Annotated in this window: 22 protein-coding genes; 10 read left to right on the forward strand and 12 right to left on the reverse strand. The window is 65.1% G+C overall.

Features of this window, described 5'->3' with window-relative positions:
* Nucleotides 1-49 precede the first annotated feature (49 nt).
* The gene (locus FHP91_RS03750; RefSeq protein ID WP_144308311.1) at nt 50-403 is read right to left on the reverse strand and encodes an antibiotic biosynthesis monooxygenase family protein; all 354 of its coding nucleotides are present in this window, start codon (nt 401-403) and stop codon (nt 50-52) included.
* A 168-nt stretch (nt 404-571) separates the two neighbouring features.
* Between FHP91_RS03750 and FHP91_RS03755 the strand changes: the two genes are divergently transcribed.
* From FHP91_RS03755 to FHP91_RS03765, 3 genes are all read left to right on the forward strand, one after another.
* Nucleotides 572-1,618: a porin gene (locus FHP91_RS03755; protein ID WP_144308312.1), complete on the forward strand. Its 1,047-nt coding sequence runs from the start codon at nt 572-574 to the stop codon at nt 1,616-1,618.
* A 186-nt stretch (nt 1,619-1,804) separates the two neighbouring features.
* Complete coding sequence (locus FHP91_RS03760; RefSeq protein WP_144308313.1) at nt 1,805-3,094, forward strand: ATP citrate lyase citrate-binding domain-containing protein; 1,290 nt, start codon at nt 1,805-1,807, stop codon at nt 3,092-3,094.
* 64 nt (nt 3,095-3,158) lie between these two features.
* Nucleotides 3,159-5,861, forward strand: a complete 2,703-nt coding sequence (locus FHP91_RS03765; RefSeq protein ID WP_144308314.1) for a CoA-binding protein — start codon at nt 3,159-3,161, stop codon at nt 5,859-5,861.
* Nucleotides 5,862-5,980: 119 nt separating this feature from the next.
* Here the strand turns inward: FHP91_RS03765 and FHP91_RS03770 are convergent, their stop codons facing one another.
* Entirely contained in the window at nt 5,981-7,030 is a 1,050-nt protein-coding gene (locus FHP91_RS03770) for an AbrB family transcriptional regulator (protein WP_144308315.1), read from the reverse strand.
* A 30-nt stretch (nt 7,031-7,060) separates the two neighbouring features.
* Nucleotides 7,061-8,155, reverse strand: a complete 1,095-nt coding sequence (locus tag FHP91_RS03775) for an ABC transporter substrate-binding protein (protein ID WP_246116210.1) — start codon at nt 8,153-8,155, stop codon at nt 7,061-7,063.
* A 77-nt stretch (nt 8,156-8,232) separates the two neighbouring features.
* Here FHP91_RS03775 and FHP91_RS03780 point away from each other — a divergent pair, with 77 nt between their 5' ends.
* Both FHP91_RS03780 and FHP91_RS03785 read left to right on the forward strand, forming a co-directional pair.
* Nucleotides 8,233-8,925: a response regulator gene (locus FHP91_RS03780; RefSeq protein WP_449240237.1), complete on the forward strand. Its 693-nt coding sequence runs from the start codon at nt 8,233-8,235 to the stop codon at nt 8,923-8,925.
* 12 nt (nt 8,926-8,937) lie between these two features.
* Nucleotides 8,938-10,344, forward strand: a complete 1,407-nt coding sequence (locus tag FHP91_RS03785; protein ID WP_144308317.1) for a sensor histidine kinase — start codon at nt 8,938-8,940, stop codon at nt 10,342-10,344.
* Nucleotides 10,345-10,500: 156 nt separating this feature from the next.
* Here the strand turns inward: FHP91_RS03785 and FHP91_RS03790 are convergent, their stop codons facing one another.
* From FHP91_RS03790 to FHP91_RS03815, 6 genes are all read right to left on the reverse strand, one after another.
* The gene (locus tag FHP91_RS03790) at nt 10,501-12,009 is read right to left on the reverse strand and encodes a tripartite tricarboxylate transporter permease (protein WP_144308318.1); all 1,509 of its coding nucleotides are present in this window, start codon (nt 12,007-12,009) and stop codon (nt 10,501-10,503) included.
* 3 nt (nt 12,010-12,012) lie between these two features.
* Complete coding sequence (locus tag FHP91_RS03795; RefSeq protein WP_144308319.1) at nt 12,013-12,456, reverse strand: tripartite tricarboxylate transporter TctB family protein; 444 nt, start codon at nt 12,454-12,456, stop codon at nt 12,013-12,015.
* A gap of 91 nt (nt 12,457-12,547) precedes the next feature.
* A complete protein-coding gene (locus FHP91_RS03800) occupies nt 12,548-13,516 on the reverse strand; it encodes a Bug family tripartite tricarboxylate transporter substrate binding protein (protein ID WP_144308320.1) in 969 nt (322 codons plus the stop codon).
* A gap of 249 nt (nt 13,517-13,765) precedes the next feature.
* The gene (locus tag FHP91_RS03805) at nt 13,766-14,476 is read right to left on the reverse strand and encodes a substrate-binding periplasmic protein (RefSeq protein ID WP_144308321.1); all 711 of its coding nucleotides are present in this window, start codon (nt 14,474-14,476) and stop codon (nt 13,766-13,768) included.
* Nucleotides 14,476-15,813 carry a GGDEF domain-containing protein gene (locus FHP91_RS03810; RefSeq protein WP_144308322.1) on the reverse strand — a complete coding sequence of 446 codons (1,338 nt, stop codon included), beginning with the start codon at nt 15,811-15,813 and terminating at the stop codon, nt 14,476-14,478. The genes FHP91_RS03805 and FHP91_RS03810 overlap by 1 nt, the downstream gene beginning before the upstream one ends.
* A gap of 11 nt (nt 15,814-15,824) precedes the next feature.
* Nucleotides 15,825-16,649 (reverse strand): substrate-binding periplasmic protein, encoded by an 825-nt coding sequence (locus FHP91_RS03815; RefSeq protein ID WP_186301433.1) that lies wholly within the window; start codon nt 16,647-16,649, stop codon nt 15,825-15,827.
* Nucleotides 16,650-16,848: 199 nt separating this feature from the next.
* Between FHP91_RS03815 and FHP91_RS03820 the strand changes: the two genes are divergently transcribed.
* Nucleotides 16,849-17,802, forward strand: a complete 954-nt coding sequence (locus tag FHP91_RS03820; RefSeq protein ID WP_144308324.1) for an AEC family transporter — start codon at nt 16,849-16,851, stop codon at nt 17,800-17,802.
* On the opposite strand, the gene FHP91_RS03825 is transcribed toward FHP91_RS03820, so the two are convergent.
* The gene (locus tag FHP91_RS03825) at nt 17,791-18,633 is read right to left on the reverse strand and encodes an alpha/beta fold hydrolase (protein WP_144308325.1); all 843 of its coding nucleotides are present in this window, start codon (nt 18,631-18,633) and stop codon (nt 17,791-17,793) included. The two genes, FHP91_RS03820 and FHP91_RS03825, sit on opposite strands and share 12 nt — an antisense overlap.
* 135 nt (nt 18,634-18,768) lie before the next feature.
* On the opposite strand from FHP91_RS03825, the gene FHP91_RS03830 reads away from it, so the two are divergent.
* Together FHP91_RS03830 and FHP91_RS03835 are read left to right on the forward strand one after the other, a co-directional pair.
* Complete coding sequence (locus tag FHP91_RS03830; RefSeq protein ID WP_222105097.1) at nt 18,769-19,167, forward strand: DUF4399 domain-containing protein; 399 nt, start codon at nt 18,769-18,771, stop codon at nt 19,165-19,167.
* Nucleotides 19,168-19,191: 24 nt separating this feature from the next.
* Nucleotides 19,192-20,790: a hypothetical protein gene (locus FHP91_RS03835; protein WP_144308327.1), complete on the forward strand. Its 1,599-nt coding sequence runs from the start codon at nt 19,192-19,194 to the stop codon at nt 20,788-20,790.
* Between the two features lie 65 nt (nt 20,791-20,855).
* On the opposite strand, the gene FHP91_RS03840 is transcribed toward FHP91_RS03835, so the two are convergent.
* Complete coding sequence (locus FHP91_RS03840; protein WP_144308328.1) at nt 20,856-22,508, reverse strand: thiamine pyrophosphate-binding protein; 1,653 nt, start codon at nt 22,506-22,508, stop codon at nt 20,856-20,858.
* Nucleotides 22,509-22,625: 117 nt separating this feature from the next.
* Between FHP91_RS03840 and FHP91_RS03845 the strand changes: the two genes are divergently transcribed.
* A complete protein-coding gene (locus FHP91_RS03845) occupies nt 22,626-22,949 on the forward strand; it encodes a DUF1840 domain-containing protein (RefSeq protein WP_144308329.1) in 324 nt (107 codons plus the stop codon).
* A gap of 224 nt (nt 22,950-23,173) precedes the next feature.
* A complete protein-coding gene (locus FHP91_RS03850; protein WP_144174392.1) occupies nt 23,174-23,413 on the forward strand; it encodes a helix-turn-helix domain-containing protein in 240 nt (79 codons plus the stop codon).
* A gap of 77 nt (nt 23,414-23,490) precedes the next feature.
* Here FHP91_RS03850 and FHP91_RS03855 read toward each other — a convergent pair whose 3' ends face one another.
* Nucleotides 23,491-24,486: a toll/interleukin-1 receptor domain-containing protein gene (locus FHP91_RS03855; protein WP_144308330.1), complete on the reverse strand. Its 996-nt coding sequence runs from the start codon at nt 24,484-24,486 to the stop codon at nt 23,491-23,493.
* Nucleotides 24,487-24,565 lie beyond the last annotated feature (79 nt).

The raw sequence follows: 24,565 nt of genomic DNA on the forward strand, positions 1-24,565 counted from the left end.
GCCGGACAACGGCAGCGCGCGGCAAAGCTTTAGCTCCTGATACACGTCTTTACTCGGCATCGGGTGTCTCTCCCGGCAAGCCGCCACTGCGCACCAGCAAATCGTCCGTCACCGTCATGGTGAAGGCCGGCTTGTTATCGGGTGGCACCTCGGCAATAGCATCAACAAACGCCGCCCGCACGGCCTTGTCGGGATAGACCATGCGCGCATCGAAGGCGCGCTGCCAGGTCGCCTCGTCCGGCCATTCGGCCATGGCCACAAAGCGCCCATCGCGCTCCTGATGCAGGCGCGAACCCAGCCCGCCGTATATCTGCACGATCTGCTGCGTACCCCGCCGCCAGGCCTCGCGAAACTGCGCCTCCTTGCCCGGCGTAACCCGCCACCAATAGATCACCACGAACATGACGCTCCTCCCGGGCCGGCAACACCAGCCTTGATACAGACACCATAGCCGACCCCCTGGCGCGCTGCCGGGGTGCGAAAGCGGACTGAAAGCCCCTTGTCGTGAAATGCGCTGACCGCCGGACAACAGTTTCGCGGCACAGACAAGCGACCACACAAGGAGGAGTCAATGAAACTCAACAAAATCGCGGCCATCCTGGCCACCACCGCCCTGGGGCTGCCGGGCCTCGTACACGCCGAAACCAAGGTCACCATCTACGGTCTGATCGATCTGAATCTCAGCTACGAGAAAGCCGGCAACCAGAAATACACCGGCGTGGCCAGCAGCGAGCTCAACGGCAGCCGGATTGGCTTCAAGGGCACCGAAGATCTGGGCAACGGGCTGAAAGCGCTGTTTGTGCTCGAAACCGGCTTCGACCCCGACACCGGCGCCACCGGTCAGGGCGGACGCCAGTTCGGTCGCCAATCGTTCGTCGGTCTTGAGGGGAGCTGGGGCAAGGTGATGCTGGGCCGCCAGTATTCGCCCGCCTTCGTTGCACTGGATCCGTTTGAAGCCACCGGCGGCGCAGACCGCACGGCCGGCCTGCTCCATCGCAAAACCGGATCGGTTGCGCGCGGCTATGAAACCCGCTTCGACAACATGATCAAGTACCGCTCACCGAGCTTTGGCGGCTTCTCGGCTGACGTCGGCTACTGGACCGGCGCCGAGAACACCGGCCCGGATGAAGACACCCGCAAGCAAGGCCGCGGCTACGGCATCACCGGCATGTACAAAAACGGCCCCTTCGCCGCGGCGATCACGACACAGACGTATTACACCAACAGCACCGGCGGTCAGGCGAGCACCCACGGCATTGCCGGCGCCTACGACTTCACCGTCGCCAAAGCCTACCTGCTCTATAGCCAGGATCGTGAAAGCGGCAGTCAGGGCACGGGCAAGGCACGCAGCTACGCGCTCGGCGCAGAAATTCCGGTCAGTGCCGCCGGCACGGTCGCCATCAGCTATGGAGCGCGCGACGAAAGCAACGAAGCCGGCGCGGAAGACGCCAGCGGCTGGTCGCTGTACTACATGCACAACCTGTCGAAGCGCACCACGCTGTACACCGCGTTTTCGCACATCAGCAACAAGGGCAACGCCAACTACGCCTGGAACACGACCCCGGCCGCTGGCGATGACCCGAGTGTGGTGATGGCCGGTATCCGTCACCGCTTCTGAGCCCTCGCTTCGCGACGGCGGTCGTTCGCACGTCAATCGTCGTCGGACCCCGACTGGGGGAGCAGGAGAACAGTCGGGGTCCATTTTTCACGCGGTCGACATGACACGCCGTACCCCGGATGAAGTCGTCGCCCACAGCAGGCGCCATTTTTCGTCACCTATTCCCGCAACATCCAGGAGAAAGCCATGCAGATCACCGGCATGCTTCACGGTAGCAAACTGCTCGAGTTCGTCGGATTCCCGAGTGCTGAAGTCCTCGGGCCGGACGCCAGCGAAGAGGCCATCAAGGCCATGATCGAGCGCCACGGATCGGTGTTCGTTAAACCCGTTTTCAAAGGCGGCGTCGGCAAGAAGGGCAAGGCCGGTCTGCTCGGTCGCGCCAAGGACCTCAAAACCGCACTGGCCGAGAAGGAGCGCCTCTACTTTGTCGAGCACCACCACGGCAACCAGTCTGCCAAGGCCAACGGCGTCACCTTTGAAGGCGCCGTCCCCGCCGAGCATGAAATCTATTTCTCGCTGTCGGTCTCAACCGAATTTCGCGCGCCCACACTGACCATCACGCACTGCGGCGGCGTGGACATTGAAGAGCTGGACCCCAAGCTGATCGCCCGCGTGCCCTTTGATGCACTGACCGGCATGAAGGCCTTCGTGGTGGCCAATGCGCTGGCCGACATCGGCGCCCCGAGCGAGATCATCTCGCCGCTGGTGCAACAGCTCCCGAAACTGTGGGAGCTGTATCACAACTTCGGCATGACCGTGCTCGAGCTCAACCCGATCCGCATGCGCCCTGATCGACGCGGCCGCCTCACCCCCGTTGCCTGCGACTTCAAGTGCGGCTTTGACCGCGACGACACCCGCTGGCACCGGCTCAATCTGCCGACGCATCTGTTTGCCGCCGACTACTCGGATTTCGAGCAAGAGATCAACCAGCTGCGCACGCACCAGGGCCAGAGCGACGTCTACGTCATCAACGACAAAGGCACCATCCTTGCCCCGACTTTTGGTGGCGGCGCCAACTCATTGGTCACCGAGATGCTGGGCGACGACGCCATCATTTCCTCCGACTTCGGTGGCAATCCCCCTTACGAGAAGATGAAGTCGGTCGCGTCGATCTGCTTCCGGCACTGGCTCGCGCAGTCCAATGTGCTGTTCATCATCGGCGGCAAATCCAACAACACCGATATCTTCGAAACCTTCCGCGCCATGGCCGACGCCTTGCGCGAACACATCAGCAAGCATGGCCCCACGCCGCTGTTCGTGGTCATTGGCCGCGGCGGCCCGAATCTGGTGCGGGGCATGGCCGCCTTCCGCGACACCTGCGAAGCCCTGGGCCTGCCCTACCGCTTCTTTGGCTACGACACCGCGATGAGCGAAGTCGTCGACTACGCCCGCGAAGTCAATGAGTGGATGAAGGCCGGCGGCCGCGCCGAGATCGCGGCCAGGCTGGGTGTCAGCACTCAGTCCGAGGCCGCTTGAGACATCACGTCTGACGTGGCTTCGCACGCGCCAGCGACAACAACACAGACTCCAGGAGAGCAACATGCATCAGCAAGGTGTAGGTGACTTCCAGTACTACGTGGGGATCAGTTCCCTGTCCCAGATCGCCACTGCGCAAGACAAGGTTTGCGTACTGAACATCCTGGGCGGCGAGTCGTCCGAGGTCACCCCGGTCGGCCATGCCTGGTCAGGCGGCAATGTGGTTTTTGGCACATCGCCAGGGCGCCGGGGGCAAACCCTGGACACCCCGTGCGGTCCCATTCCGGTATTCAACAGCGTGCGCGAAGGCCTTGAAGCCGGCCACCGTTTCAACTGCGGCGTGGTGTATCTGCCGCCCACCGCCGCGCGCGACGGCGTTGCCGAGCTGATCCGGGTGAATCCGGAGCTGAAGAAGATCTTCATCATCACCGAGAAGATCGCCGTCCACGACGCACGTGAAATCCGCGCCATGGGCCAGCAAGCCGGCATCGACATCTTCGGTGCCAACTGTCTGGGCGTGGCGGACGCATGGAACCAGGTCCGCATCGGCGGCGCACTCGGCGGCGACAGTCCGGGCGACACACTCAAGCGCGGCTCGATCGCCATTCTCTCCAACTCGGGCGGCTTCACCACCACCATTGCGCAGTATCTGCGCATGGCCGGCTGGGGCACCACCACGCTGGTCTCAAGCGGCAAAGACATCTACATCCACTATGCTGCGCCCGAGTTCGCCTTTGCCCTGGCCAACGATGCACGCAGCAAGGCGGCCGTGCTGTACTGCGAGCCCGGCGGCTATTACGAGCGCGACGCCGATTTCACCAAACCCGTGGTGGCCTGCGTCGTCGGACGCTGGAAAGCCAAGCTGACCCGCGCGGTGGGGCATGCCGGTGCGATGGCCGGCGGCCACGACGACGCGCTCAGCAAGGAGCGCTGGTTCATGGAGAAGTTCGGCGTCGACGCCCTCTACACGCCCGACAATCCGGTGTTCTCCGCCAAAGGCGCGGTCGTCACCAATATTGCCCATATTCCCGCCGCGCTCACCGCGGTGATGCGCGCCAACGCCACGCTGCCCGACTTTGCGCCGGAAGGGACGATGGAGCTCAAGCCATGGTTCGGCGCCAACCAGGGCATCCAGCTGCCGGTCGCGCTGGATCCGCCGGTGGTTGAAGCCGCGGCACCCCACAACGCTCACATCGCCGAGCTGGCCCGATCGGTCGGAACGGTGTTTGCGCGGCAGAACCTGAAAGACGCCTCGGGCGCCTCCCAGATGGACCCCCGCACCCAGGTCTCCAGCCTGCACGGCGTCTCCATGCTGGATGCCGCACAAAAGCCGCTCGAAGCGAATCTCGCCCTCGCCCTCTTGCGCGACGCGGGCGGGCCGAACGACCACGCGCTGGTCAACCTGTCGGTATTGGCATTGACCAGGCTGCACGGCACTCCCATGCTGACCGCCGCGCAGGCCGCACGTGAGGCCGGCAACGCCCCCAACTCGGTCCTCGCCGCGGCGGCCAGCATTGTCGGACCGCGCACCGCCGAACCAGCACGGCAAGCGGCCGCGCTGCTGATTGATCTGTTTTCGGCGGCCGGACTGGATGACGCGTGCGACCAGACATTCGACAGCACCAGCATTGCGCTCACCCCCGCCGCCCGCGCGCTGCTGCTGGTTGACGAACCCGACCCGCTCGCCAGCGCGATGATCGACGCGGCGCACACCCGTGGCATCCGTTCGGTGCCGCTCACCTGGCTAATCGCCCAGGCGGGCCATCCGAGCGCCGACGCTGTGCTCGCCGCGTTGACCACCACGCTGGGCTGGGGCCCGCTCCGGCGCAAGCGTGTCTCCCGGCTGAGCGTTGAAACCCTCCCGTGGTGGATGCGCCTGATCGGCACCCTGCTGGGCGCCTCCGTCGATGCCACGCAACACACGGCAGACAGTGTCTGCGGCATCGCGCAGTCCGAGCTCCTGGGCGCGCGCTCAATCACCGAGGTGGCCGCCCTGGCCCTGACCGGACGACCGCTCGGCGGCAATGACCTGTTTGCCTTCCAGACGCTGACGGGGCTGCTGCTCACCAATGGGCCGGGGGCGATTTCGGCGCAAGGCGCGAAAGGCGCCGTGTCGGCCGATGGCCCGGAGACCCCATCGCGCGTGCAACTCAACAAGGCCGTCGTCGGCTTTCTGACCCACACCGGCTTCGCCCATGGCGGCAACGGCTTTGAAGGCGTTGCCTTTTTGCTGGAGCGATTCGCCGGGCAGGACCTGACGGACCCGGCCAATCCGGACCACGGACTGGACCTTGCCGCGATGATCAACGCCTTCATCGACGACTACGCCGCCGAACGGTCCGCCGGCAAGGAGACCGGCACCGGCAGTCGCAACCTGCCCTGCCTCAACCATCCGGTGTTCAAGGGCAAGGCGATCAACATCGACCCGCGCGAGAAATTCGTCCGCGAGCTGTTCACCGCACGCGGCGAATACAACATCTTCCATGACTACTACCGCCAACTCGCCCAGGCGCTGTTCGATCGGGGCGTGACTCGCAACGTGTTCTGCGTCAACGTCGATGCGCTGATCGCCACGCTCTTGCTGAAAATGATGTGGCAGCCGCTGCGCGAAGGCCGCCTGTCCACGGCACAACTGGAGACGGCGGCGTTCACCGCCTTCCTCTACGGACGCATGATTGGCTGTGCGGGCGAGATCGATGACCACCTCAATCGCGGCCGCAACATGGACACCCGCACGCCGCAATCGCAAGTGAGGTTTGTCGCTTAAGCCCCGCTCAGACGCCGCGCCTCGCGGCGAAGAACCGGCGGCCGCACCGCAATCACGGGTGCGGCCGCCTGGCGTTCACGCGCATGGGGCACCACGGACAATGCGCGTCAAAGCAGGGTTCAACGCGTCATGCGCAGAAACAGTCGATACAGCCCCGGTGCCCCCACGGTCAGCACAATCACCCGCAACACATGGCACACCGTCACCAGTGGCACACCGAGCTGCAAGACCTTGGCCGTGATACACATTTCAGCGACACCGCCCGGTGCCGCGGCCAACACCAGCGTGGCCAGCGGCACGCCGGACGCGGCAGAGACCATGGCCGCGAGCCCGCAGCCAAGGCCAACGGCGAGCAATGCCGACATGGCCGCCGCTACCAGAAAGCGCGGCGCGGCATGAAAGAATTCAGGTGAAAAACGGCAACCCAGCGCACAACCGATCAGCAACTGCCCGCCATTGACCACCCACACCGGCAGCGCCGACAACTCAACGCCAAACGCCGTCGCCAGACCCACCCCGAGCAAGGGTCCGAGCACCCAGGCGTTGCCGACGCGCAGGGCAGCCAACACGCCAACGCCGCACAGACTCGACGCCAGCAGCCACGGGAGCCGGGCCGGCTCAAGCGTCGTCACCAACGGCAAGTAGACATCACTGCCGTGCGCGCCAAACCAGCTCAGCCCGAACGGCACCAGGGCCACCACCAGCATGACCCGTAGCGCATGCGCCGCCGCAATTCGGTCGACCGCACCGCCGAAGCGCTCGGCGATCACCGCCATTTCCGACGCACCACCGGGCAGTGATGCAAAGAACGCGGTGGGGCGATCGCTGGCCGCCAGACGCAGGGTCAACAAGGCGCACAGCAAGCCGATCAACAAGGCCGAGAGGGCAAGCACGCTCACCAACAGAAAATTGGCGCGCAACAGATCGAGTACCTGCGCGGTAAAGTACAGGCCCAGGCTGGCGCCAATCGCCCACTGGCCGGCCTGACGCCCACCGGGCGGCGGCAGCAAGGGCAGGCCGAGCGTGCGCAGCGCCGCGACACCAAACAGCGGGCCGAGCATCCAGGGTAGCGGGCTGTGCACCGCCGACGCGGCAAGGCCTGCGAGGCCCGCCAGCGCCAGGGTCGATGCCATCAGGCCGAAGGTCGTGCAGCTATTCTTGAATGACATGAAGCCAACAACTTGTCGCGGCGACCGCGCTCAGGGCAGCGGCGCGACGGAATCATTCCATTGGCGCAGGAAGTCCCGGCGCTTGAGCTGGTCCAGATAGGTCAACAAACCGGCGCCAATGGCAATCGGCCTGAACGCGCCGCCCAGCCGCTGGCGCAACTCCTCGGCCACTTCGTCGGCGGGCACATCGGTACGCACCGAATAGAAGCCGGGATTCTTCGATAGCAGCCCTTGTCCGCGGGGCGAGAGCAGATAGTCGAGCCACAGCCGCGCTGCGTTGGGGTGGCGCGCCTGGCGCGCGATGAAGGCCACCCGGCTCATCACCAGGGTGTAGTCCCGCGGCAACACCACGCCCAGGTTCGGGTCGCTGGCGGCCCGGATCATGGCGTAGGAGCCGAGCATGTTGTAACCGATCAGGGCCTTCCCCGAGGCGACATGGTCGAGCATGTCCGAGGTGGCCGGCATGGTCTGGACGCCGATGCGGCCAAAGCCCTCGGCAAGACGCCAGAACACCACCGGATTGGCGAGCACGTCCTGACTGTGAAGCAAGTACCCGACCCCCGAGCGTGCCGGGTCGTAAGTGGTCAGACGCCCCCGGAATGGCTCCGGCGCCCGCGCCAGCAGGCGCAACAATTCGGCATGGCTGCTCGGCACCTCGTCCTCTGACAGCAACCGGCGGTTGTAGACGAAGACAACGGGCTCGAAACTGGTGCCGAAAGCCTCATCCTTCCACACGGCCCACTCGGGCAGCGCCGCCGTCTCGGGCGAGCGGTGCGCCTGGGCGTGGCCGTCGTTCACCAGCTTGACCTGCAGATCCATGGCCGAGCTCCAGACCACGTCGGCCACCCCACCCCGGTCCGTCTCCGCCACGAAGCGGGTGTACAGAACGCCAGAGCTCATGTCGTGGTAATCGACGCGCACACCCGGATACTGCAGCATGAAGTCCTGTATCAATTCACGCGCCAGGCTTTCATCCGTCGCCGCGTAAATCACCACCACACCTTCTTTACGCGCGGCGGCATAGCGCTGGTCGGGGGCGGTCTGGGCCAGCACCGAAGGCGCGCCAAAAAGCAGCGCCCAGACCAGCACGACCACTACGCGGAACGAATGTTGGCGTCGAAACACGGGATGCCTCTCCTTCCCGCCCAAGGCTTTGCGCAAGGGCTTTTTTGAGTCAGTATGATCGTTCATCAAGCTTTCGAATGACTTTCAAACTCATGCGCCTGCTCCTCGTTGAAGACCATGTCGAACTGGCCGAATGGGTGTCGAAGGCGCTGACTCAGGCAGGCTACGCGCTTGACGTCATGAACCGGGGTGATCATGCCGACCACGCGCTGCTCACCCAACCTTACGACGCCGTGATTCTCGACCTGTCCCTGCCCGGCCTGGACGGACTGGAGGTGCTCAAGCGGATGCGCAGCCGCGAGAACACGGCGCAAACACCGGTGCTGGTCTTGACCGCGCGCGGCAGTACCGAAGACAAGGTGCGCGGGCTCAATCTCGGCGCCGATGACTACCTGCCCAAGCCCTTCGATCTGGCGGAGCTTGAAGCGCGCATCAAAGCGCTGTTGCGGCGTTCCGGCAACCTGGCGCCCACGGTGCACATTGGCAAGCTCTCCTTCGACACGAATTCTCGCCTGGTCAGCATCGCCGGCGCCCCCCTGGGCCTGACGCCACGAGAACTGGCGGTATTCGAAGCGCTGATCAACCGTCAGGGGCGCCCGGTTACCCGGGAAACACTCTTCGAGAAAGTATTCAACTTTGATGACGACGCGCGGCCGGAGGCCATCGAAATCTATGTCCATCGCCTGCGCAAGAAGCTCGAAGGCTCGGGTGCAGCGGTGGTCACCATGCGCGGACTCGGCTATCTGATCCACCCCGTTGATGAACCCTGAGGCCCGGTGCGCGTGAAGCATTCTGTCAGTTTGCGCCGCCGGGTGGCCATCTGGCTGCTCCCCTCGCTCTTGCTGCTGCTGCTGATCAACGCGGCACTGTCCTATCTCGGTGCACTGGACGCGGTCAATCGCGCGTATGACCGTTCACTCACGGCATCGATCAAATCGATTGCCGAGCGCGTTCACTCGCTCGAGGGCAACATCGCCGTTGATGTGCCCTATTCCGCCTTCGACGCGTTTGAAGGCGGCGTACAGGAGCGTATTTTCTATGCCGTGATCGGCCCGGACGGTGCGCTGATCACCGGCTACGAAGCATTGACCCCCCCCGGCGGGCTGATCCCCGACGGCCCGCCCCGGATCATCGACGGCCAGTTCCAGAATGAAGATGTCCGCATCGGGGCCATGAAAAAGCGGCTCTACGATCCCGCCCTGACCGGCGGAGATGCAGCCACCATCATTTTTGCCGAGACCACCGAATCCCGTCTGGCGCTGGCACGCGTGCTGTTTGCCGACAGTCTGCAGCGCCAGGTTCTGCTGGTGATCTTCGGCACCGTCATCCTCGCCTTTGCGCTCACCACGGCATTCAAGCCCTTGCTCAAGCTGCGCGACGCCATTCGCGAGCGCGATGAAGCCGACCTGACGCCGATCGCCCACACCGATGTCCCCTCCGAAGTCCGGCCGCTGATTGACGCCATCAACCACCACACCGACCGGCTGTCGACCATGATGGCCGCGCGACGCCGCCTGCTTGCCGATGCCGCGCATCAGATCCGGACCCCCTTGGCCGTGCTCAGCACGCAGATTGAGTATGGTCAGCGTCAGAGCGAGCCGGCGGAGATCCAGCATACGTTCAAGAGTCTGCTTGGCACGATCCACAGCACCCGCCGCATGGCGGACCAACTGCTGGCGCTGTCGCATGCCGAGTCCCTTGAACAGTCACCGCGAGATCGCACCGCGGTGGACATGCACCAGCTGGCCAAAGAGGTTTGCCTCGAACAAGCCCCCCTGGCGCTTCAAAAACGCATTGAGCTGGCCTTCGAAGGCGATGGCGAAGCCCCGGTGCGAGGCAATGCGCAAATGCTGCGCGAGCTGATCTCCAACCTCCTCGACAATGCCATCCGCTACAGCCCGCCCGAGACACAGGTTGTTGTCGCCACCGGCTGCCTGAACGGCGTCGTGGCGCTGTCGGTCGGCGACGAGGGGCCCGGCATCCCCCCCGCCGAACGCGATAAGGTCTTTCAGCGCTTCTACCGGATCCTCGGGCAAGGCACGGCGCCTGGCAGCGGGCTGGGGCTCGCCATCGTCCAGGAGATCGTCTCGTCTCACGGCGGACAGATCACACTTGACCAGACATCGGCCGCTGGCGGCCTGACGATTCTGGTCGAGTTTGCGCAACATCGCCCGGGCGCGCCGCGCTGATTCACACGGCCGGCGCACGCCCGCATCTCAGGCAGATAAAAACAGGGGGCGCACTCGAGATGTCCCCGAGTGCGCCCCCTGCCGCGTGACGCGTCTGACGCAGAAAACCCGGCACACGGCGCAGCACCCCTGACGGGTGCGCCACGCCGACGTCGCTTAGATCACCGCCGGCCCCTGACGCCGCGCCTCGAGGGCCTTGGCCAGCCGCGGCCCCAGCAACATGGCAATCGCCGCGACCCACAGGCCGATCGAGATCGGGCTGGAGAACAAGATGTTGAGTTCGCCGTTGCTGATCGACAAGGCCCGACGCAGGTTCTGCTCCATCATGTCACCCAGGACGAAACCCAGAATGAACGGTGCCATCGGGAAGTTCATGACACGCAGCAGGTAACCGAAGCCGCCAAGCAAGGTGCCGACGATGAGGTCGAAGGTCGTGCCATGCACGGCATACACCCCCACCATGGACACGGCCGCGACGCCCGGCACCAGCACCCAGTTCGGGATCTGCAGGAACTTGACGAAGAGCTTGACCAACGGAATGTTCATCAGCACCAGCATCACGCTGCAGATCGCCAGCGAGGCAATCAAGCCCCACACGATGCCGGGCTGATCCTGGAACAAGGTGGGCCCCGGCGTGATGTTGTAGAGCGTCAGCGCGCCAATCATCACCGCGGTGGTTCCCGACCCCGGCACGCCCAGCGTCAGCATCGGAATCAGCGAGCCGTAAGCCGACGCGTTGTTCGCCGCTTCAGGTGCCGCGACACCACGCACATCGCCTTCACCGAAGCAGTGATCCTTGCCGGCCATGCGACGCTCCATCGAGTACGTCATGGCCGATGCGATCGAGGCCCCGGCGCCCGGCAGCACGCCCACAAAGAAACCAACCACCGACGAGCGCAGGATCGTCCATTTCGCCAGCGCGAACTCCTGCATGTTGAACATCGTGCGCCCGGTCACTTCGACCGGTGTGGTGCTGCCGTGATGACTTTGCAACATCAGCATCAGCTCGCTCACTGCGAACAAGCCGATCACCACCACGATGAAGGGAATGCCATCGGACAGGTGAAGCAGATCGAAGGTGAAACGATAGACGCCGCTGTTCGCATCGATGCCGACGCAGGCGATCATCAGCCCGATCAGCACGCCGACCATGGCTTTGAGCAGGGAGTCGCCCACCAGCCCGCCCAGACATGACAAGGCCAGCACCATCAGCGCGAAGTACTCCGCCGGGCCAAAGGCCAACGCCCAGTTGGCCAACAAGGGCGCAAATGCCACGATACCCACGGTAGCCACGATGGCACCGGTGAACGACGCCACCGCCGAAATCGACAGGGCCGGTCCGGCCAGTCCGTTCTTGGCCATCGGATACCCGTCGAGCGTGGTCATCACCGCGCCCGCGTCGCCCGGCACGTTGATCAGGATAGCGGAGATCCGTCCGCCAAACTCGCACCCGGAATAGACCGCGGCGAGCAAGATCAGCGCCGATTCGGGCGGCAGGCGCATCGCATAGGCGATGGGCAAGAGAATGGCCACACCGTTGATCGGACCCAGGCCCGGCAGCATGCCGATGATGGTGCCCAGAAAAGCGCCGATCAGGCAGATCAACAGATTGGTCGGCGTACCTGCGACGGCAAAACCGTCAAGAAGATGAGAGAGGATTTCCATGGCTTACCCCAACAATGGCTTGAGCCAGTAACCGACCGGCAGGACGACGTCGAGCAGTCGATCAAAGAACAGAAAGAGCAACACGCCGAGCCCGGCGCCCGCCAACATGGCCTGCCGCCAGGTGCCGCCAAAGAAGCGGGCCAGGGGCACACTCATCAAGGCGGTCGAGATCACGAAGCCGAGCTTGTCGAACAGCAAGGCGTAGGCCAGCACCGTGAGGAACATCGCGCCAACACGCAGCAATACTGGCGATGGCGCCCACTCGGTGGCCTCGCGCCGGGTGAGAATCAGCCCCAGCGCACAGACGCCCAGCAAGGAAAACACCAGGAGCGGGAAAGCACGCGGCCCGACCGGCTCATAAGAAATCGGGGCCTTCAGGTCCCATCCAACAAAGATGCCTCCCACCGACAGCAGCAGCAGGAAAGCGCCGAAAATACGCTCGCTCATGGGGTTCTCCAGTCGCACGTTGGCGTGGCTAGGCGACCGACACCGTCTTACGGTGGCGGTCGCGATCGCGACAAAATCAGGTCAGGCAGACTTACTGAGCAACCATCCCGAACTCTTTGGCGAGTTCGGCGTAATGCTTGACCCGCTCCTTCACATAGGCGTCCAGCTTGGCGCCGGTCATGTCGAAGGGAAACAGTCCCTGGGCTTCGCGCAGCTTGGCGAACTCCGGCGAGACCAGCATCTTGTCAAAGGTCGCCACCCACCAGGCGTAGTCAGCATCAGCGACTTTCGGGCCGACGTAGAAACCGCGGATGATCGGCCACTGGACGTCATAGCCCTGCTCCTTGGCGGTCGGGATCGCGCTCAACTCACCCGGCAAGCGGTCGGCCGACAAAATACCCAGCACCCGCACCCGGCCGCCCTTGAGGTGGGCGGCGACTTCCGATGCGTCGCCCGAGTAAACCTTGACGTGACCGCCCTGCAGCGCCGTCATGGCCTCGCCACCGCCTTCGAAGGCGACATAGCGCATGGCCTTGAAATCCACCCCGGCCGCCTTGGCGACCAAGGCCGACTTCATCCAGTCCTGGCTGCCAACCGAGCCACCCGCACCAAACACCACCGATGTCGGATCGGCTTTAAGCGCCGCCATCAAATCCTTCAGGCTCTGAAACGGCGAGTCGGCGCGAACGATGATCGCGCCATAATCGGCGCCCGCCGTGCCCAGCCATTTCACGTCATTCACGCCATAGCGGCCGAACTTCCCGATGGCCAGGTTCAGCAGCGAACCACCCGAAAATGCCACAATCGTGCCGGCCTCATCGGGACGCTGAGCGATCACGGTGTTGTAGGCCACCGCACCAATGCCGCCCGGCATGTAGGTCACGCGCATCGGTGAGTCGATGAAATTTCCGCCTTGCAGGCCGCCTTGGGCCAGTTTGCAGGTCAGGTCGAATCCACCACCGGGTTTGGCCGGGGCGATGCATTCGGTTTTGTCCGGTGCGGCTTGGGTTGCGCTCATCGCAACCGTGGCGGCCAGGGCAAACAGGGCTTTCTTGATCATGTCGGGTCTCCTCCGTTCTGTGTTGATTGCAGTGCGGAATCTGCATTCCGGCACGTGCAGCGAACGATAGGCCGACGCGCTTTCGATCAGCTTTCAGTCACCGACAGGGGGCGCACGGATCACGCCACGCACCGTAGACGGCCGAACCCCGGCCCCACCGACGATGCGGGAGATCGCCACGATTGCCTGCGGGATGAGTCCTGCCGTGTTCGCCGCGCGGCCAGTGGCCGCCCTCGGCGCGGGGCGGCGCTAGTCGATCGCGACCAGACGCCCCTCGGCCTTGAGCGCCGCGTAGCCCAGACGAAGCCGCTCAACGACTGCGTCGTCGGTGGCGAGGCTGAAAGCCATATACAAGTCGACCGTCAGCGCGTCGAGCGTGAGCACCGGCGTCACGGAGCGGCAATCAACCTCGAACCTGGCGCACAGCCGAGCCACGTCGCCCCGCGGCAGGGGCACCAGATCCACCCGCCCGGCCAGCAGCTTCTGGAAGTTTTCCTCATTGCCCGACGACTCCACCAGTTGCGCGAAGCCGTTTCGCTGGAGATAGTGTTGGCGCACATCCGAGCGCATCACACCCACACGGTAGGGCCGCGCGGCGTCGAGACTGTCGACCACGATGTCCTCACGCGCGGCGAGTTTGTACAGATGGTATTGGATGCGCATCAACTCGCCCGCCCACTTGAAGCGGTCCTCCCGCTCGGGCGTGCGGGCAATCAGGTAGATCAGGACATTGGGCTGGCTCAAGGCCATCGCGTAGGCGCGCGCCCAGGGGTACAGATCGACGCGCACATCGGAAAATCCGCTCCGCGCCAGCGCCGCGCGGACATGTTGTGTCGCCGGCCCGACGACGCGCCCTTTTTCAAGATAGGTATAGGCCGTGTCCTCGGTCACCACCTGTATTTCTTGTGCCTGAGCCACGCTCACGGCCAACAGCACGATCAGCGCCAACACGATTCGCATCAAGCCTCTCCTTCCCAGCACACCACCCGGTTGCGGCCACCCGCCTTGGCGCGATACAGCGCCTGGTCTGCGCAGTGATAGAACGCGTCGACACTTTCCATTTTTTTCAGATCCAGCCCGGCGACGCCGACGCTGATCGTGATGCTGGGCGCGACCTCGGAGGCCGTGTGGGCAATACCCAGCGCCTGCACCGCCGCGCGCAAGCGCTCTGCACACTGCTGCGCCTCGGCCCTATCCTGCCCCGGCAACAGGATCACGAACTCCTCGCCCCCCACCCGCGCCACCACATCGCCGGCCCGGCGGCAGCACTCGGCCAGCGCCACCGCCACACGGCGCAGGCAATCATCGCCGGCCATATGGCCATAGGTATCGTTGAAGTGCTTGAAGTAGTCGATGTCGCAGATCACCAGCGACAGCGGCTGCTGGGTGCGCTGCGCGCGACGGAACTCCACTTCCTTGCATTCATCGAAATGCCGTCGGTTCGACACGCCGGTGAGGGCGTCGCTGCGCGACAGCTGATCGAGCTTGAGATTGGCCGCTTCGAGCTCGCGCGTGCGCTCGCCCACCAGCTCGGCCAGATTGTCACGATGGCGCGACAGCTCACCCTCGTACTGCGCCTGCTGCGCCAGGTGCCCACCCAGACGGTGCTGCAACTCGTTGACGCCGCCGGCGAGCTGATCGAGCTCGTCGTTCTGTTTCATCTTGTCGCGCAGAACGAGCTTGCGCGACAGCGTCTCGGGCGACAAGGCGTCAAGGTGTGCCGCCACATCGCGCACATGGCGGGTCACCGAGCGGTTGAACATCCACATCACAAAACCCGCGAGCAGCAGCGACTGGATCAGCTGGGTGGCAAAAATGATGCGAAGCTCGCGGTACAGGCGTCGCTTGAGCTCCCCGCCGTTGGCTAAGACGGTCAATTCACCCACCACTTCCCGCGAGTCGGCATAGGGCGAGTACACCAGCGACCGCCGCAGCACCGGCAATGAGGCATCGGGTGACCAGCCCGGGCGCCTCCGGGCGTGAACTTCGGGCTCGGCATCGGCCATCACGATCGTCACCACAATCTGGCCGAGCGCCGGGAGCCGGGCGGCGCTGTCCAGATGCACCTTGACGCTGGCACGATCGAGCTCCCAGATCGCCTTGGCCAAGGCGGGCTGAATGATGTCCTCGACCTGGGCCAGCTCATCGACGAGTGCATCGCGCTCATCCATGTACGCCAGCGCGCCGCGCACCAGAGTGCTGAGCACGGAGAACACCAGCCCGGCCATCACCGTGACCAGCAGCAGGCGCACACCGATTCGGCTGCGCCCGCCGGGCGCCGCCGAATGCGGTGGCATGACAACAGTATTCACGAGCTGCCCGGTTTCTGGCCCGGCAAACGGCCGGTGCGGCGCAAACGCTCAAACGCCTGGCGACAGCGCTCGACGACAGCGTCCGGCGTCGCGAGGCTGAAGGCCATATACAGACCGTTGCTGGCAATCTCATCGAGCTTCAACTCGGCCTTGAGCTGCGTGTCCGGGTCATCACCCGCCTCGCGCACCAGATAGTCGGCGACCACGCCGTTAACAATCCACAGATCCACCCGCCCCTGCTTGAGTTTCTCGTAGTTGTAGGCATACCGATTGCTCGACTGGATGCTGTGCTCACGGTCGAAGCCATTCCCCAGCAAAAACTGCTCACCGACATCCTGATACACCGTCGCAATCCGATAGCGCTTGGCATCCTCAAGTGTTTTCAGAGGGACGTCACGGCCACGATAGGAATACAGAAACCACGCCGACGGCGCCACCTGAGCCACCCACTTGAAGAGGTCTTCGCGCGCCGGCGAGCGGGCGATCGAGTAGATCAGCACATTCTCGGTGTGCAGCGCCAACTCGTAGGCGCGCGCCCAGGGCATCAGCTGAATCTGGGCATCAAGCCCGGCCTCGGCGAGCACGGCACGTACCACGGCGGTGCTCACGCCGCTCACCACACCGTCCTTGGTGAAGTTGTAGGGCGGGTACTCCTCGGTCACCACACGAATCGACTGCGCACTGGCCGGCAACAGCCATGCCGCCAACACCACGGCGGCCAGCCGCCGGGTCCACCGGCTCGGTTGGCGGCGTGCCTGGTCCCGCCCACGCTGAGCGCGATCAAAGCCAATCCGTCGCAGCATTGTTTCTACGTCGTGCATGCCACTCCATCCGATGTGCGACCGCCGTGATACCCGGCGGCGCATTGCAGCGCCCATCCATGCGGCGTCGTCTACTTGCCATTGTCGGCAGCTGACCACCAATCTTGAGCCGCCCGTACGCCCGATCGCTTCAAACGAACGCCACAAGGCCAAAGCATGCGACGATAACGCTCATCCACCGTCCAGCGGAAACCCACGCGTGCTGTCCGTCCTCGCCGTCACCTTTCCCTTCTTTGCCCTGGTGCTGTGCGGCTATCTCGCCGTACGCCGCGGCGCCTTGCCCATGCCGGCGATTCCGGGCCTGAATGGCTTCGTGCTGTATTTCGCCCTGCCCTGCCTGCTGTACCGCTTCGGCGCCAGCACGCCGATCGCCGAGCTGCTCGACCCGAGCGTGATCGGCGTCTATCTGCTGTGCGCGCTGATCATGGTCGGCACCACCGTGGCGCTCACCCTGGGCGGGCGCATCGACTGGAACAACGCCGCCTTCGGCGCGCTCACCGCGGCCTTTCCCAACACCGGCTTCATGGGCGTGCCGCTGCTGGTGGCGCTGCTCGGCGCGCGCGCGGCGGGGCCGGTGATTGTCACCATCCTGGTTGATCTGCTGGTCACCTCCTCGCTGTGCATTGCCCTGTCGCGGCTCGACGGCCATGGCGCCGGCAACGCGCGGGCGGCCGCCGGCAAGGCGCTGCGCGGCGTGGCCGGCAACCCCATGCCCTGGGCGATCGTGCTCGGCGGCATCAGCTCGGCCGCCGGCCTGACGCTTTACGGCCCGCTGGACAAGACCATCAGCCTGCTCGCCGACTCGGCCTCGCCGGTGGCGCTGTTCACCATCGGCGCGGTGCTGGCGCGCTCGCAGATGACCAGCACCGACCCGACGCCGCTGATCGACTATGTGCCGGTGGCTTTCAAGAAGTTGCTGCTGCACCCGGTGCTGGTGCTCATCATTGGCGGCATCGCCATCCATCTCGGCCTGCCGCTCGACCCCTTCGCGCTCACCGTCATCGTGCTGGCCGCGGCGCTGCCCAGCGCCAGCAATGTGTCGCTGCTGGCCGAGCGTTTCGGCGCCGACAACGGCCGCATCGCGCGGGTGATTCTGGTGTCCACCGCGGTGTCCTTCTTTACCTTTTCGGCGGCCGTGGCCCTACTGGCCTGAGGCCTCGGCCACAAAGCGCAGCACGTCGCTCACGAAGCGCTCGCGCTGCCACAGGTGCGGCGCATGGTCGACATCCTCGTAGATGTGCAGCAGCGCATTGGGGATGCTGTCACGCACATAGTGGGCGAGCTCGGTGCTGTAGAAATTGCTCGCACCGCCATACACCAGCAAGGTCGGCAGCGGGATGTGTTTGAGCACATCGCGGTAGTCGGCCGCGGTCAGACTGGCCCAGCAGTCGATCAGCGGCCCGGCCGCCACGCTGGCCAGACGCCGCCGGGCCGACTGCATGCCCTCGCCGTTTTCTTCATACCGCGCCCGCGCCGCGGCGTTGTGACCGTGCGCCACCAGGCGCAGTACGGCCTCGGCAAAGTCGGCGCGCAGATCACGCATGAAGGCCACGTTGCGCTCGGCATCGAAATCGCCATAAATGCCGCAGCGCCAACCCGGCCCGGTCACCAGACGCGGCGACTGGTCGATAAACACCAGCCGCGACAAGCGCGCCGAGCCGAAGTCGCGCAGGTATTGCCACAGCGTCAGCGCCCCCATCGAGTGACCGACCACCGTTGCGCCGTCGAGTTGGTAGTGGTCGATCACCGCCGCCAGGTCCTGCGCCATACGCTGCACGGTCGGCACGGTGGCGGTGCGCAGCGGGTGGCCGCCATGGCCGCGCGCATCCCAGCGGATCACCCGGTGGTGGGCGTCGAAATCCGCCATGAAGGGGTTCCAGTCGCGGTGCGAGGCGGTCCAGCCATGCAGCAGAATCAGCGGCGGGCCCTCGCCCGAGATCTTCAGGTGCAGGCGTTCGCCATCGTCGGCGGTGAAGTGTTCCATCGCAAGTCTCGTCCGGTTGAGCGGGCAGAGTATAGAGCGCTGCTAACGAGGGGATACATTGCAAGTCTGGCGTTTTGAGCGTTTCATACATAGATTGAAATGACGCCGTACTGGCGCCCACCCCAGGAGAGACCCATGACAAAAATTCATTCCCTTATCGTTGCGGCGTGCGCCACCGCCCTCTCGTCGCTGGCCATGGCCGGCGGCAGCGTGCATTTCGTCGAACCCGTTGATGGCGCCTCCGTAGCGCAGGAATTTACCGTCAAGATGGGCGTGGAGGGCATCAAGGTGCAGCCCGCCGGCGCGCTGATGGAGGGCACCGGCCACCACCATCTGATCATCAATGGCAAGCCGGTCGCCGCCGGCGTGGCCGTGCCGGCCGACGACACCCACCTGCATTTCGGCAAGGGCCAGACCGAGACCACGCTCAAGCTCATGCCCGGGCAACACACGCTGACCCTGCAATTTGCCGACGGTCTGCATCAGTCCTATGGGCCGGACATGAGCCGCACGATCACGATCACCGTCAAATAAGCCCTTCGCTCACGCGCGGCGACCATGGCCAATCTCGACGGACAGCTGCTCTTTGGTCTGCTGGTGTCGCTGGTCATCGCCGCCATCGTGGCCTGGTGGCTGGCCGGGCGCTATCGCAAGGCCATGCTGCGGCTGATGAGCACGCCGACGCCGCCGCGCGATACGGCGGTGGCGACGTCCATGACCACCGTGGTGGGTGCCTCCGCCGCGCCAGCCCGTTTCGAAGCGGCCATCAACCGCCGCCAGAACCGCCGGCTTGCAGCCGTGCTGGCAGGCATCTCGATCGTGCTCGGGCTGTCCACCAGCGCCTTCGAACTGCTCGCGGTGCACACCGACCCCGGCTTCGGCCTGAACCGCTGGCTCATCCTCGGCGCGGTGTACACCTGGCCGGTGGTGCCGGCGCTGGGTCTGCTGTGGCGCTGGTCGGTGGGGCGCACGATCGGCGGTGTGGCGGCGTACCTGCTGTGCCTGATCCCCGTCATCCTGCTCGGCTCGAACGCCGCGCAAACCCTCACCATGGTCACCGGCTGGCTGGCGTCGACGGTCGCCCTGCCGATGATCAGCCTGCTCGGTCTGGCCGCCTCGGGGCGCATCCGGGCCGTCGCCCCCCTGCTGTTTCCGGCCGCCGTCGTGCTGGTCGGCGCCTCGCTGGTTGGCTTGGCCTGGGCGGCGTCGATGGTCGACACCCCGCCACCGACCCTGCTCGCGCTGCTCGACGCGATCGGCGCGATGCCGACCATTCTGGTCTTCATCGCCGCGCCCTGGGCGGTCGGCATCTGGCCGGTGATCGGCGTGCTGCGGGCGTTGGCGACGGCCTACCGCCAAAAACGTTTCTCGGAACTCGCCTACCTCTTCGGCCTGTTCTGGCTGGTGGTGCTGATCGCCATGGCGCTGCCGAGCATCCACTCGGTGGGGCTGGCGGCCTTTGGCATCGTGCTGGTGTGGCTGTGGGTGCCCGTCGGTTTTGCACTGGCGCGGGGGTGGCTGGCACCGCCGCCCGCCCCGCCCACGCTGCTGGTGCTGCGGGTGTTCCGGCGCGACGCGGCGGTCGAGGCGCTGTTCGACGCCGTCACCGAGCGCTGGCGCGCCACCGGCAACACGGTGCTGATCGCCGGCACCGATCTGGTCAGCCGCACGCTGGACGCCGACGACCTCTTCGTCTTCCTCAGCCGCCGCCTGCGCGAGCGCTTCATCCTGCAGCCGGAGGATATCCCGCGCCGCCTGGCGGAGTTTGACCTGACGCCCGATCACGACGGCCGCTACCGCATCAACGAATGCTATTGCGGCGACGCCACCTGGCAGGGCGCGCTGCGCGCGCTGGTCGCCGGCTCGCATGCGGTGCTGATGGATCTGCGCGACTTCCGTGCCGAAAACGGTGGCTGCCGCTTTGAGTTGGGCGAGCTATCGCGCGCCGCGCACCTGCGGCAGATCGTGATTCTGTTCAACGAGCACACCGACCGCCGCACCGCCGAGGCCGACCTCGGCGACGCCAGTGGGCGAGTGCACTGGGTGGACATGAGCCGGCGCCACCGCCACACCGACCGCGCCGTACTGGCCGCGCTGCTGACGCCAGCGGCAAGGCCGGATGAATCCGGCCCTACACAGTTTCGCGGCCGCAGGTAGGGCCGGATTCATCCGGCCACGCACGCCCCCAACAAAACCAAACCATCCCGGCCTGGTTCGCCGGGTTAGCTCAGGCGCAGCGTCGGCGTCAGCACATTGGGGTCGAGCACCAGCTCGATCAGCGCCGCCTTGCCGGCCGCCTGCGCGCGCGCAAAGGCGGGCGCAAACTCGGCGGTCTCGGTCACCCGCTCGCCATGCGCGCCATAGGCCTGCGCGAGCGCGACAAAGTCGGGATTCTTCAGGCTCGTGGCGACGACTCGGCCGGGGTAGTGTTTTTCCTGGTGCATGCGGATGGTGCCGTACATGCCGTTGTTCACCACGATGAAAATGATCGCCAGCTCGTGCTGCACGGCGGTGGCCAGCTCCTGCCCGGTCATCATGAAGCAGCCGTCGCCGCTCCAGGCGATCACCTGCCGGTTCGGGTGCGCCAGCTTGGCGGCCACCGCGGCCGGCACGCCGTAACCCATGCTGCCGCTGGTGGGCGCCAGCTGCGTATGGAAACGACGATAGCGGAAGTAGCGATGCAGCCAGATGGTGTAGTTGCCCGCGCCATTGGTGAGGATGGCGTCGTCCGGCAGGGTGTCGTTCAGCCAGGTCATGATCTCGCCCATCTGCAGCAGGCCTGGCACCGTCGGCGGCGTGCTGTGGGCGAGATATTCGGCGCGATCGTCGGCCACGCTGTCGGCCCAGGCGGAGGAATCGACGCGGATGTCGGCCGCCGCCTCGGCAAAGGCCGCCATGCCCGAATTGATCGGCAGCTCGGCGCGATAGACCTTGCCCAGCTCGTCATTGCCGGCATGCACATGCACCAGCGTCTGCTGGGGCTGCGGCACGTCGATCAGCGTATAGCCGCTGCTGGTCGCCTCGCCCAGACGCGCGCCGACCACGATCAGCAAGTCGGCCGCGTCGATGCGTTTGACCAGCGAGGGCCGGATGCCCAGACCGGCGTCGCCGATGTAATTGGGGTGACGATGATCGAACAGATCCTGCCAGCGAAAGGCACAGGCCACCGGCAGGTGGTTGGCTTCGACAAAGCCGAGCATGTCGATGCAGGCGGTGTCGCTCCAGCCGGCACCGCCGAGGATCACCAGCGGCCGGTCGGCGGCGGCGAGCAGCGCCTTGAGGTGTGCCATGTCGTCCTCAGCCGGGCTGGCCTGCACCGCCCGCGCCGGCCCCACGTCACGCGCCACGCCGCGGCCGAACAACAGGTTCTCGGGCAAGGCCAGCACCACCGGCCCCGGCCGGCCCGACATCGCCGTCTGGAAGGCGCGGTGCATGTACTCGGGAATGCGGTCGATGCGGTCGATCTGCGTCACCCACTTGGCCATGCTGCCGAACATGCGACGGTAGTCGACTTCCTGAAAGGCTTCGCGATCCACGCAGTCGTCGCCAATCTGCCCGACCAGCAAGATCATCGGCGACGAATCCTGCGCCGCGTTATGCACCGCGATGCTGGCGTTGCAAGCCCCCGGCCCGCGCGTCACCAGGCACACGCCGGGCCGGCCGGTGAGCTTGCCCCAGGCATCAGCCATGAAACCGGCGCCGCTCTCATGCCGGCAGGTGATCAGGCGGATCTGCTCGCGGCGCTCGTACAAGCCGTCGAGCAAGGGCAGGTAACTCTCGCCCGGCACACAGAACACCGTGCTCACGCCATTGATGCGCAGCGCCTCGGCCACGATGTGTCCGCCCAGCCTCGCGTCGGGATGCTCTGCCGTCATGCTTGCCTCCGTCATTGTCGATATGCTTGTGCGTCCATTGTGCTGCGCCCGCGCGCTCCGGGCAACGACCCGCCCGCTCGGACTACAATCGAACGCATTCCCCACGAGGACACGCTCATGCTGACCATCTTCAAATCTCCCGCCGGCGCCGACGTCATCATGCTCGGCCCGACCGCCCAGGCCATGTTCAGGGCGCTGGGCAGAGACCCCGACAGCCCCAGCGGCATCGTCACCGTCGAACAACTGCCCGACGCCATCGCACGGCTCAAGCAGGCCATCGCCGCTGATCGGGCCGCCCACGCCAAGGACGACCCCGACGCAGAAGAAGCCGCACCGCGCGGCATGGCCGCGCCGGTCAGCTTCTACCAGCGCGCCTGGCCGCTGCTGGAGCTGCTTGAACTGGCGCAAAAAGAACAAAAACCCGTCACCTGGGGCGTTTGATTCAGATCAAGTCCGGTCTCGCGGCAGCCATAAACCGTCGCCACACACCACTAGTTCAATGGAACTATGAGCGCGCAAGCCGTGTTCCGACGCCATAAACTGCGACGTCATAATTGTTACAGGATTTGTCTGCGGCATCCCGCGACGCAATTGGGAATTGATCCATACAACCTAAAAGGTTAAAGTGCGGCTACGCATCAAAAACTAATACTTTTGGATTAGCCATGCCACAGCGACACAAAGCCCAATCCCCAAGCGCCGAGCAACTGCTGGATTGGCGCAAGAAGCGCAAGCTGAGTCAGTCCGAGTTCTGGGCACCCATCGGCGTAACCCAGTCGGCCGGCAGCCGTTACGAAAGTGGACGGCCGCTTCCGATTCCGATCGCACTCCTGCTCGACCTGGTTTACGGCCCCCCCAAACGGTCCGAGAAACTGCTCGCGAAACTTCGCGCCACCGGTCAGTAAGCTCATCCCCCGACCCTAATAAAAAACCCGCCACAAGCGGGTTTTTTAATATGCGCAAAGCGAGAACACGCCTGCCACTAGCGCTCGCGGAATCCCGACAGGCTCATCAAGGCCAGCATGAGCGTCGCAACCAACACCCCGACGGTGAAGAGCACCGCCGACTCGTACTCCTCGCAGACCGGCTTGAACAACATGAACGCCGTGAATGCCCCAATGGCTCCGGTCCAGGCCGCGCCCAGAAAATAGCCGCGCCGCGCCGGATCGACATGCCGCGCAAACACAAACATCAGCGCGCTGGCCGGCACGACAACCAGAAAGATCACCCCCGACCAGGCCTTGCTGAGTGGCACAAACCAGCCCGCTGGCGGGTTCAGACAACGCCCCTCGTTTAGGGCACCGACGGCACTCACGCTCTCGAACAACTGCTTCAACGACCACGCCGGCGCACCATCCTGGCCGGTCAGGCTGCTGCTGGCGTCGAACAGATTGCCGATCACCGTCAAGACGGTCAGGGCGACCGCCAGCACCAGCGACAGCGACACCGCCAGGTTCACCTGATGCAACTGGCGCTCGGTGGCGGAGGGGATGTCGAGCGCGATGATCTTCGCCAGTCGGGTCACGTCTTCGCGCCAGCGGCTGTCGCTGATCGAGATCGCGTTGAAGCGAGTCAGCGCCCTGAGCGATGCGGGCAGCTCGTCGGCGCGCGGCATCGGCGTACCCTCGACCAGCACCGGATACACCGGCACGCCAGCCTCGAGCGCGGCGGACACTTCATGCGAGACCCAATCGTCCGCATCTTCGAGACGCCGGCGGCCCTCGTCATCGCTAGCGTTCAGCCAGTCGGGCCCGATCAGCACCACCACGGCATCGGCGCTGCCCAGCGTGTGCCGAATGACCTCGCCAAAATCTGCACCACCGGCGATCCCTTCGACATCACGAAAGACCCGCTTGTCACCAAAGTAGGTCCCCAGCGAATCACCGAGACGGCCAGCCACCCATTGCGTGTCACCACGGCGATAGCTGATGAAGATGCGCTGCGACCCCGCGTGCGGCGGGGAAACGGATGTCGCCATCGAACCCTCCTGCTCCCAGTTGAACGCGACCCGCGAAGTCTCACCCCCAGCCGCGGATCCGACAAGCGCTTACCTTAGC

Origin of the sequence: Denitromonas halophila (assembly GCF_007625155.1) — a bacterium.
In the GTDB taxonomy this organism is placed as follows: domain Bacteria; phylum Pseudomonadota; class Gammaproteobacteria; order Burkholderiales; family Rhodocyclaceae; genus Nitrogeniibacter; species Nitrogeniibacter halophilus.

What these genes read in the sequence shown, in the direction of transcription:
- FHP91_RS03830 (WP_222105097.1), top strand. Translation starts at nt 18,769, where the DNA reads ATGACAAAAATTCATTCCCTTATCGTTGCGGCGTGCGCCACCGCCCTC.
- FHP91_RS03810 (WP_144308322.1), bottom strand. Translation starts at nt 15,813, where the DNA reads ATGCCACCGCATTCGGCGGCGCCCGGCGGGCGCAGCCGAATCGGTGTG.
- FHP91_RS03825 (WP_144308325.1), bottom strand. Translation starts at nt 18,633, where the DNA reads ATGGAACACTTCACCGCCGACGATGGCGAACGCCTGCACCTGAAGATC.
- FHP91_RS03800 (WP_144308320.1), bottom strand. Translation starts at nt 13,516, where the DNA reads ATGATCAAGAAAGCCCTGTTTGCCCTGGCCGCCACGGTTGCGATGAGC.
- FHP91_RS03835 (WP_144308327.1), top strand. Translation starts at nt 19,192, where the DNA reads ATGGCCAATCTCGACGGACAGCTGCTCTTTGGTCTGCTGGTGTCGCTG.
- FHP91_RS03815 (WP_186301433.1), bottom strand. Translation starts at nt 16,649, where the DNA reads ATGCACGACGTAGAAACAATGCTGCGACGGATTGGCTTTGATCGCGCT.
- FHP91_RS03855 (WP_144308330.1), bottom strand. Translation starts at nt 24,486, where the DNA reads ATGGCGACATCCGTTTCCCCGCCGCACGCGGGGTCGCAGCGCATCTTC.
- FHP91_RS03780 (WP_449240237.1), top strand. Translation starts at nt 8,233, where the DNA reads ATGACTTTCAAACTCATGCGCCTGCTCCTCGTTGAAGACCATGTCGAA.
- FHP91_RS03770 (WP_144308315.1), bottom strand. Translation starts at nt 7,030, where the DNA reads ATGTCATTCAAGAATAGCTGCACGACCTTCGGCCTGATGGCATCGACC.
- FHP91_RS03765 (WP_144308314.1), top strand. Translation starts at nt 3,159, where the DNA reads ATGCATCAGCAAGGTGTAGGTGACTTCCAGTACTACGTGGGGATCAGT.
- FHP91_RS03840 (WP_144308328.1), bottom strand. Translation starts at nt 22,508, where the DNA reads ATGACGGCAGAGCATCCCGACGCGAGGCTGGGCGGACACATCGTGGCC.
- FHP91_RS03790 (WP_144308318.1), bottom strand. Translation starts at nt 12,009, where the DNA reads ATGGAAATCCTCTCTCATCTTCTTGACGGTTTTGCCGTCGCAGGTACG.
- FHP91_RS03805 (WP_144308321.1), bottom strand. Translation starts at nt 14,476, where the DNA reads ATGCGAATCGTGTTGGCGCTGATCGTGCTGTTGGCCGTGAGCGTGGCT.
- FHP91_RS03760 (WP_144308313.1), top strand. Translation starts at nt 1,805, where the DNA reads ATGCAGATCACCGGCATGCTTCACGGTAGCAAACTGCTCGAGTTCGTC.
- FHP91_RS03750 (WP_144308311.1), bottom strand. Translation starts at nt 403, where the DNA reads ATGTTCGTGGTGATCTATTGGTGGCGGGTTACGCCGGGCAAGGAGGCG.
- FHP91_RS03795 (WP_144308319.1), bottom strand. Translation starts at nt 12,456, where the DNA reads ATGAGCGAGCGTATTTTCGGCGCTTTCCTGCTGCTGCTGTCGGTGGGA.
- FHP91_RS03755 (WP_144308312.1), top strand. Translation starts at nt 572, where the DNA reads ATGAAACTCAACAAAATCGCGGCCATCCTGGCCACCACCGCCCTGGGG.
- FHP91_RS03850 (WP_144174392.1), top strand. Translation starts at nt 23,174, where the DNA reads ATGCCACAGCGACACAAAGCCCAATCCCCAAGCGCCGAGCAACTGCTG.
- FHP91_RS03845 (WP_144308329.1), top strand. Translation starts at nt 22,626, where the DNA reads ATGCTGACCATCTTCAAATCTCCCGCCGGCGCCGACGTCATCATGCTC.